Source organism: Helicobacter mehlei (assembly GCF_003660265.1).
GTDB classification, from domain to species: Bacteria; Campylobacterota; Campylobacteria; order Campylobacterales; family Helicobacteraceae; genus Helicobacter; species Helicobacter mehlei.
This window is the reverse complement of record NZ_QXQP01000009.1, coordinates 1-16725: the sequence shown is the minus strand read 5'-3', so window position 1 is coordinate 16725 and position 16725 is coordinate 1. Positions and strand designations below refer to the sequence as shown.

Sequence of the window (16725 nt, the reverse complement as noted above, 5' to 3'; positions counted from 1 at the left end):
ATTTGGATTTTAAACCCATTAAACTTGCCAATAAACCCCTAATTGATGGCTTTTTAGCCCGCGATGCCTTTGAGGTGGCTGATGTGCATTTTAATAATTTATATCTGTGGCGCAAAGCCAGAGAAATTAGCTACGCCATAATCCATGACTGCTTGATCATTGCTACCAAATACCCCGACAGCACGCCCTTTTATTTTTACCCCATTGGGCTTGGGGATAAAAAAGCCGCCCTGCAAGCTTTGATCGAGCGTGCCCCCCATCCCCTAGAGTTGCGCGCCCTACAAAGCCAACATGTGGCCCAGTTAGAGGCATTTTTTCCTAACGCCTTTGAGATTACCCCCATGCGGGATCGTTTTGACTACATCTACAGCGTGCCCGAGCTCATCGCCCTAAGTGGCAAGAAATTCCACAAAAAGAAAAACCACCTCAATGCGTTTTTAAAAACTTACCCGCATTTTAGCTTTGAGCCCATTGGCCCCCACAATATAGACCCACTCATGGAGGTTTTGCAAGAATGGCATGCTCTAGATGACCCCCAAGACTTAGGGCTAGCCCAAGAACATAGGGGCATCTTAGAAGCCCTGCAAGTTTATGGCCAGTTGGCTATGCAAGGGGGGGTGATCAAAATTGGGGACAAAATCGTGGCGATGAGTTTTGGGGAGAAAATCCAAGAAAACATGGCACTGATTCACATTGAAAAAGCCAGCCCCCATGTGCGCGGGGCTTACCAGATGATCAACCAACAATTTTTAGCCCATGCCTTTAGCACTTGTGAATGGGTCAATCGGGAGGAAGATTTGGGCATTGAGGGCTTAAGACAAGCCAAAATGGGCTATAACCCCGCTTACCTACTAGAAAAACACCACGCCATTTTGAAAAATCCATAACCATTGCCCAAGATTGGCTACAATGGGGCATGCAAAATCCCAATTTCCAAACCCTCTCTGAAGAACCCTTAAAAGCGGCACTTTACCAACGCTATTTTAAAAGTTTGGTTTATAGCGCGCATAAGATCGACTTTGTGATCAGCAAGAAACACCCACAAGGCTTGATCCCCCTGATTTGGGCGGAGGGCAAGAAAGGCAAAAGCGATCTGCAAAAGTCTTTCACGCAATTGCTCTTAACCATTGGCAAAAACCGATTTTTCACGCATGAAACCCCGCTTTACTTGGGGGTTTTTGACGCTTATAACTTTGCCTTTGTGCGTTATAACTCGGATATGACCGCCCTTTTTTACCAAGACATCAATTTCAACACCACGCCCAGCAACCACAACAGCCCCGAGTTTTTGCAATGCCACCAACTTTTTCAAGATTTCTTCAAGCCCCTTTGCTTCCAATTTGCCACCCAAGAAAAAGAGCTCACAGAATTTGTTAAAAACCTAGCCCATACCCCTTTGGAGCAAATCCCCATTGACACGAATAACTTCGTGCATGTCTATCACAAGTGGCTAGAGAGTGTCAAGCCCAGTATCAGCATTGATTGGAAAAAGGCGGGGGATATTTTAGATACAGATTTTTATCTGGCCGATTTATTGAGCGCAGAGAATAACACCTTGCTAGACCTCAACACGCTTTTAAAGAAAGATCATTATTCTTTTAACAAAATCCAAGACCTAGCCGGGTTTTTTAACTCCAATAGCACGGGCTTTAAGGACAACCAGCAAGCCCACAAAGAGTTTTGGAGCGTTTATAAACGCCCACCCGCACAAGAGTTTTGGGATCATATCCTAGAGAGACGCGATCTCTTAGTGCCCCTTGATGTTAGAGAGCGCAAGGGGGCGTTTTTCACCCCCAAAATTTGGGTGGAAAAATCGCAAGAATATTTGCGGGCGTGCTTGGGGGCGCATTTTCAAGAGGAATATTACATTTGGGATTTAGCCGCTGGCACGGGTAATTTGCTCTTGGGCTTGAGTCGGCCCGAGCGCATTTATGCGAGCACTCTAGATCAAAACGATGTGGGGATTTTAAAACAAAGGACAGCAAACAAACAACTCCCCATCTTAGAAAATCACATTTTCCAATTTGACTTTTTAAACGACTCGTTTGACAAGCTCCCAGACCCACTACAAGCCATTTTAAAAGACCCCAATAAACGCGCCAAACTCATCATTTACATCAACCCCCCCTATGCCGAAGCGGGGAGCAAGACCCAAATCACCCAAACGGGCAAGAATAAAGGGGGCGTGGCTAATTCGCCCATTGCTAAGACATATGCTAGAGAATTAGGCAGGGCAAAAAACGAATTATTCGCCCAATTTTTCATGCGGATTATTAAAGAGATTGCCCCTGTTAAATCCCAACCAAAAGAAGCCCCCCTTGCGGGGGAGAGCTCTTATGAAGGACTATACCACACAAATTTAAGCCCTAAAAAAGAGAGCTTAATGTATAATACGCGTTCAGAGCCCTTACCATGTTTAGCCATGGCTGGCTCCTTAAATTGGGATGTTGCCCCCTTACAGGGGCACACTGATTCTACTAAATCCCCCCTTAAAATCCATGGTCCCATCTTAGCCAGTTTCTCCACACTCAAATACCTCAATTCCTCTAATTTCAAAACTTTTCGGCAACATTTTAAGGCGCGTTTTTTGGGGGGCTTTATGGTCCCAGCCTCTAGTTTTGATAATGTCAAGGGGAGTTTTCCTATTGGGTTTTTGGTGTGGGATTTGGGGGGCTAATTTAAAACCCCCTAAGAAAAAGATCGCTACAATCTCATTAAGGACATGGCGGCTTTCTTTTAGACCACATTTGGAGCACTTGTAAGCGTCTTGCTTATTTGGGGTTGGGGGTGCAGAGGGTGGCACTCCAGAAAGGAAGCCACCATGCAAAGATTGGTAATAGTGCTAGTGATCTTGGCAGTGTTGGTCTCACAGCTTAACTAGATCACTTGGGGCGGGTTTGCCCGCCCTAAACACTGGCACTATTATTCCGTATCCTCACTTTAAGAGACTTGAATGCAACCCATTTTCTTAGACATTTACGATTTGGCGGGGAATTTTTTGGGGGTGAAGGGGTTTGGAGCGCATTTGGATCGCACCAAAAGCATTATAGAGTGGTTGCGGGGCTTTTATGACAAAAAGGGCGACACCTTAGCCTATATGAAAATGGCAGGCTCAGACATACAACACAATAATACGGTAAATCTTGACAACACCCTAAGCCCCAATGACATTAAAAAACACCTTTTTACTTGTGTGAGCGCTCAAAACCTCCTCCCCATGTCTGTCTATTTTGCCGTGCGGCTTTGCATTAAACCCACTTGGATCAACGATCGCGATCAATTCTACGCCCCCTATAATGATACATGGCAACATGATTTGGAATTTTTACATGATTGCCTGGCTTTCATGCTTTTGCACACCCAAAACCGCATCTCTTGTGTGCATGGGGATAACCATTTCATCCCCTTTAGCGAAACCTCCATTAATGCCAAAGCTGCCTATAAAAGCCATGCGCTCCTAGACTTTCTAAAAGGCAAGAAGAGCCACCTTTTTAGCACCCCCACACCTCTCATCTTTAGCCCATTAGCCCAAGAGGTCTTGCAAGCCGGGCAGGCTCTGTATGCCTATTACCACCACCAAGCCGGGCACACCCAAAATTATAACCCCAATGCCGGACTCTATGACATCAAGGAATTTTTCAGCGGGCGCAATGCTAGGGGCGTGCTTAACCCCCCTAGCAAATCCAAAGATGAGCACTATAAAACCCTCTATGCCACCCTCAAAGACACGCTCAACGCCCTAGCTAAGCAAATCCAGCCCAAAGTTTGGGCTTATGGCTTTTTAAGAGAAGACCTTTAAGTTTTAAACTGGTTGATGTCGGCATCTAAGTCTGTGGTGGAGGTGTGTAAGGAATTTGCCAAATTGGCAATTTGCGTGGCATCGTTGAGGGTTTTATGCGTGGTGTTCTCCACTTGGGTGAGCTTGCCTGCCATATCCTTAATGCTCTGCCCGGTTTGTGTGTAGTTAGCGATAAAATCATGGGTGTTTTGCACCACCACGCCCACATCTGCGCTCATATTCTTAAATTTCTCCTGCACTTCCAAGCTCCCGACACTCAATTCCTCGATCTTTTTAGAATTTAAGTTCATCTGGGTGCTCACATCATTGATCTCTTGCACGATAAGCCCGATGGTGGAATTGATCTCTGCTAGACTCTTTTGGGTTCTACCTGCCAAATTGCGCACCTCATCAGCCACCACGGCAAAGCCTCTGCCATGCTCGCCCGCACGGGCGGCTTCGATGGCGGCATTCAAGGCTAATAAATTGGTCTGATCGGCAATGTCGTTAATGATATGCAAAATATTTTTCACGCTATCGGCATTTTTGCTCAAATGTTCCACTTTGGTGGCTAACTCCTCCTCTGTCTTGGCCGCCTCTAGAATATGCGCTAGCATGGCGGCTAGGGATTCATTGGATTGCTGGATAGCTTGTTGGGTTTGCAACAATTTATCCCCCACCCCCTTAGCCTCTTGCACAGACTGGAGCACGCCAGAAGATAGCTCATTGGATTGCAAATGCAAGGCATTGATCATGCTGGCATTTTCCTTCATGCTGACATGGCTACTGGTGATCACATTATTGAGCTGATCGGCTAGGGCTTTGTTATTCACGCTATTATTTTTCATGCTTTTCACAAAAGCTTGGATATTTTCTACAAAGGTGTTGATTCCAAGCCCGGCTTGCCCGATCTCATCCTTGCGGTTATTAACCTCAATGCGCTTGGTCAAATCCTTATCCCCCTGCCCAAAATTGTGTATTTTAGTAACTAGATTGTTCAATTGCCTCACAACCGTTACACGCATAAGGATCGTGGAGACGAGAATCAAAAAAGCCACCACGCCCCCAATCCACTGCATCAAAACCCGTGAGTTAGCCAAAACTTCTTTTCGTGATTGCTTCTCTAGCACATCAAATTCTTTCAAAATATCGCTGTAATAAGAAGTGGTGACAAGAATCATGCCACTGGTGGAATCATAATGGCTATAAGCTACCTTGGGCTCGGGCACGCCCCCGGCCACTTTAGGCATTTTATAGTGGATGAACCCACCTCCCTTATTGGCTTCCTCCACAAAACTTTTGACATACCGCACACCATCTACACTCGTCAAATCCAACCCAATCTTACCCACTGTGCTTGGATTGACCGGATCAAAGAGCACTCTCCCTTCCCTATCCACCGCCACGATATAGACAATGCTCCGATCATCATTGATGTCTTTTAAATAGCTTAGAGTGGATTTTAACGCCTCCTCTTTGGGTTGGATGCGGTAATAGTGTTTAATCCCCTCTTCAATAAGTTCGTACATGTAGCGCAAAGAAGCTTCTTTTTTTGCGATTCCATCTTCTTGCATAACCTTCACAAGATTTTTAACCAAGTTGTGTTGCTTGTAGTCTGCCACCACGACTATAACCACGCCCATAATGACTAGGAACAACAAAATGTTCCCTAAAATCTTAGTTCCCAAATTCACCCTGCCCCTTTCAAACAAAATTAAGGCCCATAGCCTCGCATTTCTAGCAAGACTAAGTTTAACGTGCCACTGCTTTGGCATGCCTTTCTCGAATCACATGCACCACCACCTCACCGGGATATTGCAAATTGTTTTGGATTTCTTTAGCAATATCCCGGGCTAAAAGGGGGATTTTGGCATCGTTGATGGTTTCTGGGCACACAATGACGCGCACTTCACGCCCCGCATCCATGGCAAAGACCTTTTCCACACCGCTTTTTTGGCTGGCAATGCGCTCCAAATCCTGCATGCGGTTTAAGAAGTTCTCTGATTCTTTGCGTCTAGCTCCCGGGCGGCTAGCAGAGAGCGCATCGGCCGCACACACGGCTGCACATTCAATGCTCTTGATCTCCTCGCGATCGTGGTGGGCAAAAATGGCATTGAGCACAACGGGGTGTTCGTTATGCCGTCTACACACCTCAGCACCCAATTCCACATGATCGCCCCCATGTTCGGGTGTCAAGGCTTTACCAATGTCATGCAAAATCCCCGCGCGTCTGGCTAATTTGCAATCCCCCCCCAGTTGCTCGGTGATAGTCCCAGCCAAAATAGCAACCTCTATAGAGTGGATCAAGGCATTTTGCCCATAACTGGTGCGGTAACGCATACGCCCCAGCAGGTGTTTTAATTCTTCGGGCATCGAATCAAGCTTGAGATCTAGGATCACTTCCTCAGCTTCTTGCAAAATTGCCTCCTCCATGCCTGCTTCCACACGTTTATAGACCATCTCAATGCGGGCAGGCTGGATACGCCCATCTTGAATCAACTGCTCTAAAGTCCTTGTAGCGATCTCACGCCGATACAGATTAAAGCAGCTCAAAGTGATGGTTTTAGAATCTTCATCAATGATCACTTCCACGCCACTAATGCGTTTGAAGGTGTCGATGTTTTTGCCTTCTTTGCCAATGATGCGCCCAATAAAGTCACTATCGGGCAAAGCAACCACGCTGGTTAAATTCTCCATCGCAAAACTGCTAGCAAAGCGTGCGGTGGCTTGGGCGATGATAAAATGCGCGCGCTCTTTGGCTTCTTTTTTGGCTTGTTTTTCATACCGGCGGATTAAGGCACTTTTTTGCAAGATCAAATCCTCTTCCAGACGGCGCAACACGATCTCTTGAGCCTCCTCTTTGGTATAACCTGCACATTCCATGAGGGCGTTTAAGGCTTCTTGTTTGAGTTTGGCGCATTCTTGAGAAATTTGTTCTTGGGTGTATTTTTCTCTTTGGAGTTCTTGTTGGAAGGCTTGGAGCTCTTGTTTAGTTTGGTTAAGCTGTTGGTTTTGGAGATTCCATTGCTTTTTTTGCTGGTTTTCATAGGATTTGAGCGCGTCCAATTTGTTTTGGTAATCTTGGGCATTTTCTTGCACTTGGCGGGCATATTCTTGTTGGAGTTGCTGGATCAAGGTTTGGGACTCGACCTCTTTAGTTTGGTAGAGCACTTGGGCTTGATAAAGCAACATATCGGCCTTAGCTTTTGCCTGCTTGAGGATACTTTGGCGTTGGGTGCCCAAAAAACGCCGAGTCAGCCAAAAGACACTAGCACCCGTGAGGACGCATAAGGACAGCGTGTTTAAAAATATATTTGTCATGGGATTTCCTTTTGATTTTGTTTTTAGGTTGGTATAGATGGTTTTGATCCACACATAAAGAGGCAGAAATGTCATGGGCTTGCCCTAAGAGTTGGGGTGTGTAGAGGAGTTTTCTGCTGATAAAAATCGTGTAGGGGCGTGTTTTGAGAGTGGCAAAAAAGCGATCGTAAAAGCCTTTGCCAAAACCAATACGCCGATAAGCCCCCTCTAAGCCCAAAATAGGTACAAGCACCACATCTAAAGTCCGGGTCGCTAAACTTGAGAGGCATGGCTCTAAAATTTGGTAAGCATTTTTTTGCAAGGGCAGGCGGTAGGGTGCAATTTTCAAACCCTGTGCTTGGGTGATGGGCACTAACAATTTTGCTTTAGGGCGCAACCATTTGATCAAGGCCCTAATATCAGCTTCTCTTGGCATGGGAGAGTAGATTAAGATATGGCGGGCTTTAATTGCGGTTAAAATCGCTTTTAAACGCGCCACGATCTTGTGATCCCTAATGTCCCATGCGTTCTGAGCACGCCATACCCTCTTGCATGCTGCCCGAAAACTTTCTTTAGAAAAGTGGGGGTCTTTTAGAGTTTGGATGTTACGCCTTTCAAGTTTGCTAAAACGCATATTAACACAACCCCCCTAGCTTTTGCTTTAGGCGTATTTAATAGCCCTTTAACCATGCTTTTTATATAATCCCAGTTTGCGTTAAGGAGAGTTGATGAAAGAACCCATGAGCGTTTATGGCTATGAAAAGATTCGTACCGAATTAAAGAGGCTCAAGGAAGTTGAGCGCCCCTATATTGTCAAGGAGATCGATCGGGCCAGAGAGCATGGCGATTTAAAAGAAAATGCCGAATACCACGCGGCTAAAGAGAAGCAAGCTTTTATTGAAGCGCGCATCAATGATTTGAGTCGTCTTTTGGCCAATGCCCAAGTGATCGACCCTTCCACTTTGAGTCACCAAAAGGTGAGTTTTGGGAGCACGGTTAAAATCCTCAACTTAGATACAGATAAAGAATATTCTTACACCATCGTGGGGAGTGTGGAGAGCGACCCAGCTAGGGGGTTGATCTCTTGTGGCTCGCCCATTGCTAAAAGTTTGATGGGCAAGCAAAAGGGCGATGAGGTGAGTGTAGTTTTGCCCTCAGGAGAAAATGAGTTTGAGATTTTAGACATCTATTATCAAGACATCAACTATGCCCAAGATTAAAATCCAAAAACTCCATCCGGATGCTAAAATTCCGCGTTACCAAAGTCCCGGGGCTAGCGGATTTGATCTGTGTGCTTTGCAATCCTTAGAGATCGCCCCGCAAAGTATCGCTTTGGTGCGGACCGGGTTAGCTATGGAGCTAGAGGTGGGTTTAGAGGTGCAGGTGCGTTCGCGTAGTGGTCTGGCTTTAAAGCACCAAATCATGGTTTTAAACTCTCCGGGCACCGTTGATAGCGACTATCGGGGGGAATTGCAAGTGATTTTGATGAATTTAGGCAATGCGCCCTTTAGCATCAAAGCAGGCGATCGCATCGCCCAAGCGGTGTTATCTTCTGTGTGCAGGGCAGAATTTGAAGAGGTGGGGGCGTTGGGAGCGAGCTTGAGAGGAGCTAGGGGCTTTGGGAGTTCTGGGATACAATAGGGAGATAAATGGGTATTAAAGAAAATCTCAAACAAGTTCAAGAGGAGTTTAGAGGTGATGAGAAACTTCTAGAGAGTGCTTTTCGCCTAGAGAAACTCTACCACAAATATAAGTATGTTTTGTTGGTGGTTGTGGTGGGGGTGGTGCTTTGGGTGGTCTATACGAAGTTTTTAGAATACAAGCAGGAGAAAAAAAACCAAGAGATCACGGCTGTTTATAACGAGGTGTTGCAAAACCCCAACAATGTGGCTGTTTTAGATCGGCTTAAAACAACCTCACAAGAACTCTACGATCTCTACACCTATGCTCAAGCCCTCAAAAGTCAAGATGCCCAAGCCCTCCTAAGGCTTAAAAATTCTCCAAACTCTTTAGTGCGATCCCTAGCCACCTATTACTACGCCTCTTACCAAAAAGATTTAAAAACCTTGCAAACGCTGAATTTACCCAAAATGCAAGATTTGATCGCCTTGCAAAAAGCCTATTTGCTCTACCAAGAACACAAACAACCCCAAGAGGTCCAAAAGGTCTTGAACGTAATCGATCCCACATCTAGTCTTTACCAAATTGTGAGCATCCTCAAGCACTACCCCGCTCATGGCGTACAAGGGGCGAGTAAGGTTAATCCATGAGGGGGGTTTTTTGGATTATTCTGCTCTCTTTGATCTTTTTTGGGTGCAATGGGCGTAAAAATTTTACCCCCCCCGCCTCTAAAATCAAGGGTGTTCTCTCCTTTGATCGCCCCCTAAATGATAGTCTTGTTTTTGTCAATCGCTATGGTGCAATCTTAAAAAATGGGGGTGTGATTGACTTGGAGGGCATCACGCCCTTAAAATTAGGCAAAGATTTGGATAAAGAAACCTCTTTTTTGAATAAAAGCCAAGATTACTACATCTTAGCACGGGATTGTTGGCGCACACCCCAAGAAAGCAAAACCAAAGCTCCCAAGAAAAAAATGAAAGTTCTCACCGATAAACAAGCCCAGGCAGAGATCGTGGAGAATATCCAAGCCATCGATCAAAATGTGATCTTGCACGATCGTTGCCACCACTTGGAGCTTGTGGCGATCTCAAGTGCCAAGCCCTCAATCCTCATCCCTTTAGATGCCTATCCATTGAGTGCTAACCTTAAAAAGGATCGCCTAGCCATTGTTACAGCGGATAATTCTGCCAACATTTATGACACCAAGACTAAAAAGCTCATTTTTAGCGAAAAAGGCTCTTCAAGTGCGGCGATCAACTCTTTGGTGGCTGCACCAGTGTTTTTGGACACGGTGGTGGTGTTCCCCATGTTAGATGGGCGTTTGTTAGTGGTGGATGTGAGCGCAAAAGAACCGCGCGTAGTGCGTAATATCGTGCTCAATAGTGAGAAGTTTTTTAACAATGTGATCTATCTAAAAGTCCAAGATGAAAACATGTTTGCGGCTACGGGCAAGCGTTTGGTTTCAGTCATCTCCGGGCAGGAATTTAACTTTGATGCAGACATTGTAGATGTGCTCTACCACAACCATCATATTTATGTGCTAACCTTAGATGGGCGGATTTTACAGATGGATCAAACCCTCAATGACAAGAGCATGGAAGAGGTCAAGTTGCCCTTTGCCATCCTTAACTCCCTTGTGGTAACCGATAAAAAGCTCTTCACCCTAGAGAGACAGGGCTATTTGGTCGAAGTCAATTTGGAACAATTCAATGATTACCGCGTCTATCGCCTCAAAGGGGTTTCCAAAAGCTTTTTGGGCAAGTTGGACAAAATGAGCTTTTATAGCAAAGATAAGATTTATTACGATCGCGCCTATTTGGATTTGAGCCACCCATGATTTTGTGCGACATTGGCAACACCCATTTACACTTTTACAATGGTTCTAGGGTGTGGAAGAATAGCCCCAATGCTCTAGATACCAACAAACTAGAGGGCGATCTCTACTATATCAGTGTGAGTCCCAAAAATGAGGAACTCTTGATCAAGGCTTACCACCCTTGCTATAACATCGCCTCTTTATTGCATTTAGAGACCACCTATGAGGGTTTGGGCGTGGATCGCAAGGCGGCATGTTTGGGCTTGGGGCTTAAAAGTGGGGTGGTGATCGATGCAGGGAGTGCCATTAGTATAGATGTGATGGATCATGGCGTGCATGTGGGCGGGGTGTTGTTGCCTGGGTTTGGGGCTTACCAACAAGCCTACAAAAGCATCTCTAAAGTGCTTAATCACCCCATCAATGTGCGCATACCCCTAGACATTCTCCCCCAAAACACCGCCCAAGCCTTGAGTTTTGGGGCTTTAAAATCGGTGTTATTAGTGCTCACAGAGATCATCGGGGATAAAAAAGCTTATTTCACGGGGGGTGATGGGAAGTTCTTGGCCACCTTTTTCCCCCAAGCCATTTATAATGAATTATTGGTTTTTGAGGGTATGCAACACGCCATCGCCCAAAAATTAGAGAGCCTCAAGGCTTAATGGAGCTTCTAGCCTATTTTATCAATGGCTCTTTAATGTCTTTGGGGCATTGTGTGGGGATGTGTGGGGGGATTGTGCTGGCTTATTGCCAAAGCAAATTCAACCCCACCACCTCTTTAAAACAACAAATGCTAGGGCATACCCTCTATTCTTTGGGGCGCATTAGCATGTATGTCTTGGTGGGAATCTTAGCCTTCTTGGGTTTTAGAGGGCTTTTAGAATGGGTTAGCCATGTGTGGGATTTGGATCGCACGCATTTACAAGCCATTATTTTTATTGTCATGGGCATCTTGATGATTGGTTTTGCTCTGGGCTATGCCTTGAGATTTAAAGCCAATCTTGCTATGGGTTTTTTAAACCGCCTCTTTAGAGCCACTCTAGGTGCACCTCGACTTTCTAGCTTGTATGTTTTGGGCTTGATCAATGGACTTTTGCCCTGTTCAATGGTCTATTGGTTTGTTTTGAGTGCTTTAGCCCAGCCCAATGCCATGCGTTCGTTGGAAGTGTTATTGACTCTTGGATTTGCAACCTTCTTGCCCATGTTTGTCTTTGGCTTGCTCTTGGGGCGGTTTTTAAACTCAGCTCTTAAGGTCTTGTTTAAAAAACTTGCCTTTTTGATGATGTTGGGCTTTGGGGGTTATAACATTTACATGGGCGTGGTCATGTTGCAAGGGCACACCCACCACATGCACATGGGGCATTGATGGGGCAAAAGGCGTTGTTCTTGGATCGCGATGGGGTGATCAATGTCAATAAGGGTTATGTGTCCCACCCATTAGATTTTGAGTTGCTCCCGGGTATTTTAGATGTTTGCAAAAGGGCTAAGGATTTGGGATATCTCTTGATCGTGGTAACCAACCAATCAGGCATCGCCCGGGGGTATTATTGCCAACAAGATTTTTTGGAATTAAATGCCCACATGCAAGCGTTGTTGCGTGCCTATGGGGGGGTCGGTCTAGATGCCATTTATCACTGCCCTCATCTGCCCCGTGCGCGCTGTGCTTGCCGCAAACCCAATTTAGGCATGCTTGAGCTTGCCTTGCGTGATTTTGCAATTAATCTTGATCAAAGTATCATGTTAGGCGATCAATGGAGTGATATGCAATTTGGCTTGGGCGCAGGGTTTGGGATCAATCTTTGGCTCAAGCCTAGTAGTTCCTTTTTGCCCCATAGAAGGCTTTTTAAAATAGATCATCTCCAGCAGGTCCCAGAGTTTTTAAAGCTCTAGGCTTGGCTTGTGTGTTATAATCCTAGCAGAAAGGACTGGCATGGCATATATTCCTAATACTTTAGAAAATAAAACGATCGTGATCACCGGGGGAGCGGGCTTTATTGGGAGCAATCTAGCTTTTTATTTCCAAAAGCACCACCCCGGGGCGCGTGTGATTGTGCTGGATCGCTTTAGAGGTGGAGAACCCAATAGTTTGGGGCATTTTAAAAACTTGATTGGCTTTGAGGGCGAGATCATCAGCGCAGACATCACGCATAATTTAAATGCACTTAAAAAAATCGAGTTTGATTATCTCTTCCACCTAGCGGCTATCTCGGACACCACCAACACCAACCAACAACTGGTGATGCAAACCAACCACCACGCTTTTTTGAAACTCTTAAGAATTGCTGAAAAACAAGAAGCCCGAGTCATTTATGCCTCTTCGGCTGGGGTTTATGGCAACACAAACGCGCCTAACCGCGTGGGTTTTGATGAAGTGCCAGAAAATATTTATGGTTTTTCCAAGTTGCACATGGATAAAAGCGCGCTCAGTTTCGCCCAAGAGAGTTTCATGCCCATTGTGGGCTTGCGTTATTTTAATGTCTATGGTCCGGGGGAATTTTACAAGGACAAAAGCGCCTCCATGATTTTACAACTGGGCTTGCAAGCCCTGCGCCACAAAGAAGTGAAACTTTTTGAGTTTGGGGAACAACAACGCGATTTTGTCTATATTGAAGATGTGATCCAAGCCAGCGTAAAGGCGATGGTGGCAGCCAAAAGTGGGGTTTATAATGTGGGTTATGGCATGGGGCGTAGTTACAATGAAATTGTGGAGATTTTGCAAAAGGAATTAGGGGATTTCAAGGTTAATTACATCAAAAACCCCTATCCCTTTTTCCAAAAACACACTTGTGCGGACATCCAAGCCACACATGCTGATTTGGGCTATGCCCCCATCTACAATCTAGAGCAGGGGATTCAGACTTACTTGCCCGTGATCAAAAAATACGCCAACCCCAGTTAATGTTAGACGCATTCTTAACCCCCCCTACCACTCCACCCCATGTATTGGTCGTGGGTGATCTCATTGTGGATCGCTACATTTGGGGCACTAGTGACAGACTCTCCCCAGAAGCTCCTGTGCCAGTTGTGAAAGTGCAAAAGGAAACTTACAGCTTGGGGGGGGCTGGGAATGTGGCGGATAATTTAATCGCCCTAGGAGCGCGCGTGAGTCTGTGCGGGGTGGTGGGGGCTGATGAGCCCAGAGGGTGGCTTTTAAACAAATTAGCCCAACTTAATATCTCCACCGCTGGGGTCTTAAGCGATCCTAACCGCCCCACTTCTTTAAAAAGCCGTGTGATGGTTGGCAAACAGCAAGTCTTGCGTATCGATTGCGAAAGCCAAGACCCCTTAAGTCTTGAACTTGAACAAGCGATCTTGAATCTAGCTAGCTCCTTGTTGCAAACAGCCGATGCATTGGTGCTCTCAGATTACAATAAGGGGGTCTTGAGCGTGTCCTTGTGCCAAGCCTTGATCACTCTAGCTAATAAGGCTAAAAAGCCCATCTTGTGTGATCCTAAGGGCGTGGATTATTCCAAATACAGCCATGCCAGTCTCATCACCCCCAATAAAAAAGAAGCCCAAGTCGCTACAAGGCTTGAGATCACAGATGATGCCAGTTTGCAACAAGCCCTAGAACATTTTAAGACACACCAGCACATTGCCACCCCTCTTATCACCCTAAGCGAACAGGGCATGGCGTTTTTGGATCACCACCAATTAGTGAAAATCCCCACCATCGCTAGAGAGGTCTATGATGTGAGCGGAGCAGGGGATAGCGTGATTGCCGCTTTGGCTTTTTGTTTGGCTTTGGGCTATGATTTGCACCAAGCGTGTTTGTTTGCCAATGCCAGCGGGGCGGTGGTGGTGGGCAAGGTGGGGAGCGCGCGGGCTAGTTATGCTGAAGTGCTCGAATTTTTGCAACGCCACTACCACCAAGGGCAAAAAATCTTGGATCGCCACGCCCTCAGACCTCTTTTACAAGCCAGCCACCCTAAACGGGTGGTTTTCACCAATGGGTGCTTTGATCTCTTGCACAGAGGGCATGTCCATTATCTGCAAGAGGCTAAAAAGCTGGGGGATATTTTGGTGGTGGGCTTAAATAGCGACTCTTCGGTGCGTTCTCTTAAAGGGACAAGCCGCCCCATTCACGATCAAGCTAGCCGTGCCTTTATCTTGGCCGGGCTGGAATGCGTGGATTTTGTGGTGATTTTTGAAGAACAAACACCCCTAGAGATCATCAAGGCCCTTGAGCCTGATATTTTGGTCAAGGGGGGGGATTATCAAGGTCAAGAAGTGGTGGGGGGTGATTTAGTAGAACAAGTGGTTTTGATCGATTTTGTCAAAGGCAACTCCACCACGGATATTATTCATAAAATACAAGGAATGGCATGCAAGACTTCATCCAACAAGAATTTTTAGCCCACATACAGACCGCTCAAGAGAGTTTGCAAGCTTTAGGCTTCCCCTTAGAGCAGAGCGCGCGCGCGCTGGTGGGCACGTTACAAAAGGGGGGCAAGATTTTGGTTGCGGGCAATGGGGGGAGTGCCGCTGATGCCCAACATTTTGCCGCCGAGCTGACAGGGCGTTACAAGAGAGAAAGAGCGGGTTTGCCCGCCATAGCTTTGAACACAGACACTTCAGCCCTAACCGCCATCGCTAATGACTACGGCTATGATCGGGTTTTTGCTAGGCAGGTGGAGGCTTTGGGACAAAAGGGGGATTGCTTCATTGGCATTTCTACTAGTGGCAATTCGGCCAATATACTCTTAGCCCTGCAAAAAGCCCAAGAGTTGGGTTTGAGCACTTTGGGTTTAAGTGGTCGGGGCGGGGGTAAAATGCGCGCCTTATGCGATTTTAATCTCATTGTGCCCAGCACAGACACCCCCAGAATTCAAGAGATGCATATTTTACTCATCCACATGCTTTGCGATCAAATTGAAAGAGTATTTGCCTAGCTTGAGCCTCGATCGGCGTTTTTTCTTGGCATGGGGGGTTTTTGTAGGAGCGGCGTTTTTCTCCCCCGATGCGCACATGAGCTATGTACTTAAATTTGTCTTAAAAGTAGCTTTTTATAGTGGGGCGTTTTTTTATACCCTCTATGCCTTGTTTGCCCTTTTGCCTCCAAATTTCCAAGAATGGGCGAAAAATGTTCTCCTAGCCTTGAGTCTTATTTGTGCCTTTATACGCTTTTTTGCGGGTTATGTCTTTAACATGGATTTTAACCAAGTCCTTTTGCAGACCCTATACAACACTAACCTAGCCGAAACCCTAGCCTTTTTAAAATCCCAAACTTCCTCTATCCTCTTAATCTTAGCCCTTATCTTTGGCTGCGCATTGTTTTTATGGGTGTGTCGTTTTGAGTGGGTGATTTCTAGGCGACTCAATCTATTTTTACTGGGTTTCATCGGGTTTGGCATAGGTGCACATGTGGGGCGTACGGCGTATTTATCTGCCCAAATAGGGAGCCTTAACCTAGCCCCACCCGAAGTGTTGGACACCTTGCCCCTTATCAAAGAAACTAGGGCAGTTTATTTTAGTTTGCAAGCGGGGTCTAGTGTAGTGCAAAACGCCCTAAACCAGCCTTACCCTAAAGATTACCTCAAAGTGGATGTTGATAGCGTGCCCAATGTGGTTTTGATCGTGGGCGAGAGTGCCTCTAAAAATTTTATGGGAATCTATGGTTATCCTGTGCCCAATACGCCCTTTTTAAGTGACTTAGAAGAGAGAGAGAGAGAAGACAAACTCGCTTAATCTGCCTAACCTCTTTGTCTTTGACAATGTCATCTCTGCTTTTAGCAACACGGAGGCAAATTTCCAAGTTCTATTAAATTATAGCGACACCGAAAATGCCAAGATCCCTTGGTATCGCCAAAAAGATTTGGGCGGTGTTTTTAAATTAGCAGGCTATCAAACCTTTTGGTTAGACAACCAATATCCTGCAAGGAGCAGTAGCGCGACTGAACTTTTACCCCGCCGTTTTGGGGTGGTTTTATGGACATCTTCTTTTAACACCGATGATATGAGTTTGCTGGACTTGTTTAATGCCAAAGTGCACCCAAAACTGGATGCTAAAAATCTCATCGTATTCCACTTAATGGGGAGTCATCTCCTCTACAAAGACCGCTTTCCCCTATCTTTTGCCAAATTCACTCCCAAAGACATCCCCTATCAAGATTTACATGTCCAAAATGACAAAGATAAGCAAATTATTGCCGATTATGTCAATTCGTTGTATTACACCGATCATGTTTTAGGAGAGATTTTTAAACTCTTTCAA

The 16725-nt window shown here is 45.8% G+C and carries 18 protein-coding genes; 15 read left to right on the top strand and 3 right to left on the bottom strand.

Annotated features, from left to right (window positions below):
- Positions 1–2 precede the first annotated feature (2 nt).
- The 3 genes from EAO36_RS04190 (at position 3) to EAO36_RS04180 (ending at position 3799) form a co-directional block, all read left to right on the top strand.
- A complete protein-coding gene (locus EAO36_RS04190) occupies positions 3–887 on the top strand; it encodes a DUF2156 domain-containing protein (RefSeq protein WP_205586159.1) in 885 nt (294 codons plus the stop codon).
- 29 nt (positions 888–916) lie between these two features.
- A complete protein-coding gene (locus EAO36_RS04185) occupies positions 917–2677 on the top strand; it encodes a hypothetical protein (RefSeq protein WP_120955739.1) in 1761 nt (586 codons plus the stop codon).
- Positions 2678–2953: 276 nt separating this feature from the next.
- Positions 2954–3799, top strand: a complete 846-nt coding sequence (locus EAO36_RS04180; RefSeq protein WP_120955738.1) for a nucleoside 5-triphosphatase RdgB (dHAPTP, dITP,XTP-specific) — start codon at positions 2954–2956, stop codon at positions 3797–3799.
- On the opposite strand, the gene EAO36_RS04175 is transcribed toward EAO36_RS04180, so the two are convergent.
- From EAO36_RS04175 to EAO36_RS04165, 3 genes are read right to left on the bottom strand one after another with little or no spacing between them, the layout of a single operon-like run.
- Entirely contained in the window at positions 3796–5472 is a 1677-nt protein-coding gene (locus EAO36_RS04175; RefSeq protein WP_120947346.1) for a methyl-accepting chemotaxis protein, read from the bottom strand. The two genes, EAO36_RS04180 and EAO36_RS04175, sit on opposite strands and share 4 nt — an antisense overlap.
- Before the next feature lie 58 nt (positions 5473–5530).
- Positions 5531–7099, bottom strand: a complete 1569-nt coding sequence (gene rny, locus EAO36_RS04170; protein WP_120947347.1) for a ribonuclease Y — start codon at positions 7097–7099, stop codon at positions 5531–5533.
- Complete coding sequence (locus EAO36_RS04165; RefSeq protein ID WP_120947348.1) at positions 7047–7712, bottom strand: 5-formyltetrahydrofolate cyclo-ligase; 666 nt, start codon at positions 7710–7712, stop codon at positions 7047–7049. The genes rny and EAO36_RS04165 overlap by 53 nt, the downstream gene beginning before the upstream one ends.
- Positions 7713–7803: 91 nt before the next feature.
- On the opposite strand from EAO36_RS04165, the gene greA reads away from it, so the two are divergent.
- The 12 genes from greA to EAO36_RS04105 all read left to right on the top strand — a co-directional run.
- Positions 7804–8298, top strand: coding sequence for a transcription elongation factor GreA (gene greA, locus EAO36_RS04160; RefSeq protein ID WP_120955737.1), 495 nt, complete (start codon positions 7804–7806; stop codon positions 8296–8298).
- The gene (gene dut / locus EAO36_RS04155) at positions 8285–8719 is read left to right on the top strand and encodes a dUTP diphosphatase (protein WP_120947350.1); all 435 of its coding nucleotides are present in this window, start codon (positions 8285–8287) and stop codon (positions 8717–8719) included. Before greA ends, dut begins: the two co-directional genes overlap by 14 nt.
- Positions 8720–8727: 8 nt before the next feature.
- A complete protein-coding gene (locus EAO36_RS04150) occupies positions 8728–9348 on the top strand; it encodes a hypothetical protein (protein ID WP_120947351.1) in 621 nt (206 codons plus the stop codon).
- Entirely contained in the window at positions 9345–10535 is a 1191-nt protein-coding gene (locus tag EAO36_RS04145) for a hypothetical protein (RefSeq protein WP_120947352.1), read from the top strand. The genes EAO36_RS04150 and EAO36_RS04145 overlap by 4 nt, the downstream gene beginning before the upstream one ends.
- Positions 10532–11173 (top strand): type III pantothenate kinase, encoded by a 642-nt coding sequence (locus EAO36_RS04140; RefSeq protein WP_120947353.1) that lies wholly within the window; start codon positions 10532–10534, stop codon positions 11171–11173. The genes EAO36_RS04145 and EAO36_RS04140 overlap by 4 nt, the downstream gene beginning before the upstream one ends.
- The gene (locus tag EAO36_RS04135; protein WP_120947354.1) at positions 11173–11877 is read left to right on the top strand and encodes a sulfite exporter TauE/SafE family protein; all 705 of its coding nucleotides are present in this window, start codon (positions 11173–11175) and stop codon (positions 11875–11877) included. The genes EAO36_RS04140 and EAO36_RS04135 overlap by 1 nt, the downstream gene beginning before the upstream one ends.
- Entirely contained in the window at positions 11877–12401 is a 525-nt protein-coding gene (locus tag EAO36_RS04130; protein ID WP_120947355.1) for a D-glycero-alpha-D-manno-heptose-1,7-bisphosphate 7-phosphatase, read from the top strand. The genes EAO36_RS04135 and EAO36_RS04130 overlap by 1 nt, the downstream gene beginning before the upstream one ends.
- 40 nt (positions 12402–12441) lie before the next feature.
- Entirely contained in the window at positions 12442–13410 is a 969-nt protein-coding gene (rfaD, locus tag EAO36_RS04125; RefSeq protein ID WP_120947356.1) for an ADP-glyceromanno-heptose 6-epimerase, read from the top strand.
- Positions 13410–14867 carry a D-glycero-beta-D-manno-heptose-7-phosphate kinase gene (rfaE1, locus tag EAO36_RS04120; protein WP_120955736.1) on the top strand — a complete coding sequence of 486 codons (1458 nt, stop codon included), beginning with the start codon at positions 13410–13412 and terminating at the stop codon, positions 14865–14867. Before rfaD ends, rfaE1 begins: the two co-directional genes overlap by 1 nt.
- Positions 14837–15403: a D-sedoheptulose 7-phosphate isomerase gene (gene gmhA / locus EAO36_RS04115; RefSeq protein WP_120947358.1), complete on the top strand. Its 567-nt coding sequence runs from the start codon at positions 14837–14839 to the stop codon at positions 15401–15403. The genes rfaE1 and gmhA overlap by 31 nt, the downstream gene beginning before the upstream one ends.
- A complete protein-coding gene (locus tag EAO36_RS08930; protein WP_120955735.1) occupies positions 15396–16199 on the top strand; it encodes a sulfatase-like hydrolase/transferase in 804 nt (267 codons plus the stop codon). Before gmhA ends, EAO36_RS08930 begins: the two co-directional genes overlap by 8 nt.
- Position 16200: 1 nt before the next feature.
- Positions 16201–16725, top strand: a 525-nt coding sequence (locus EAO36_RS04105; RefSeq protein WP_328588042.1) for a sulfatase-like hydrolase/transferase, incomplete at its 3' end; no start/stop codon positions are given.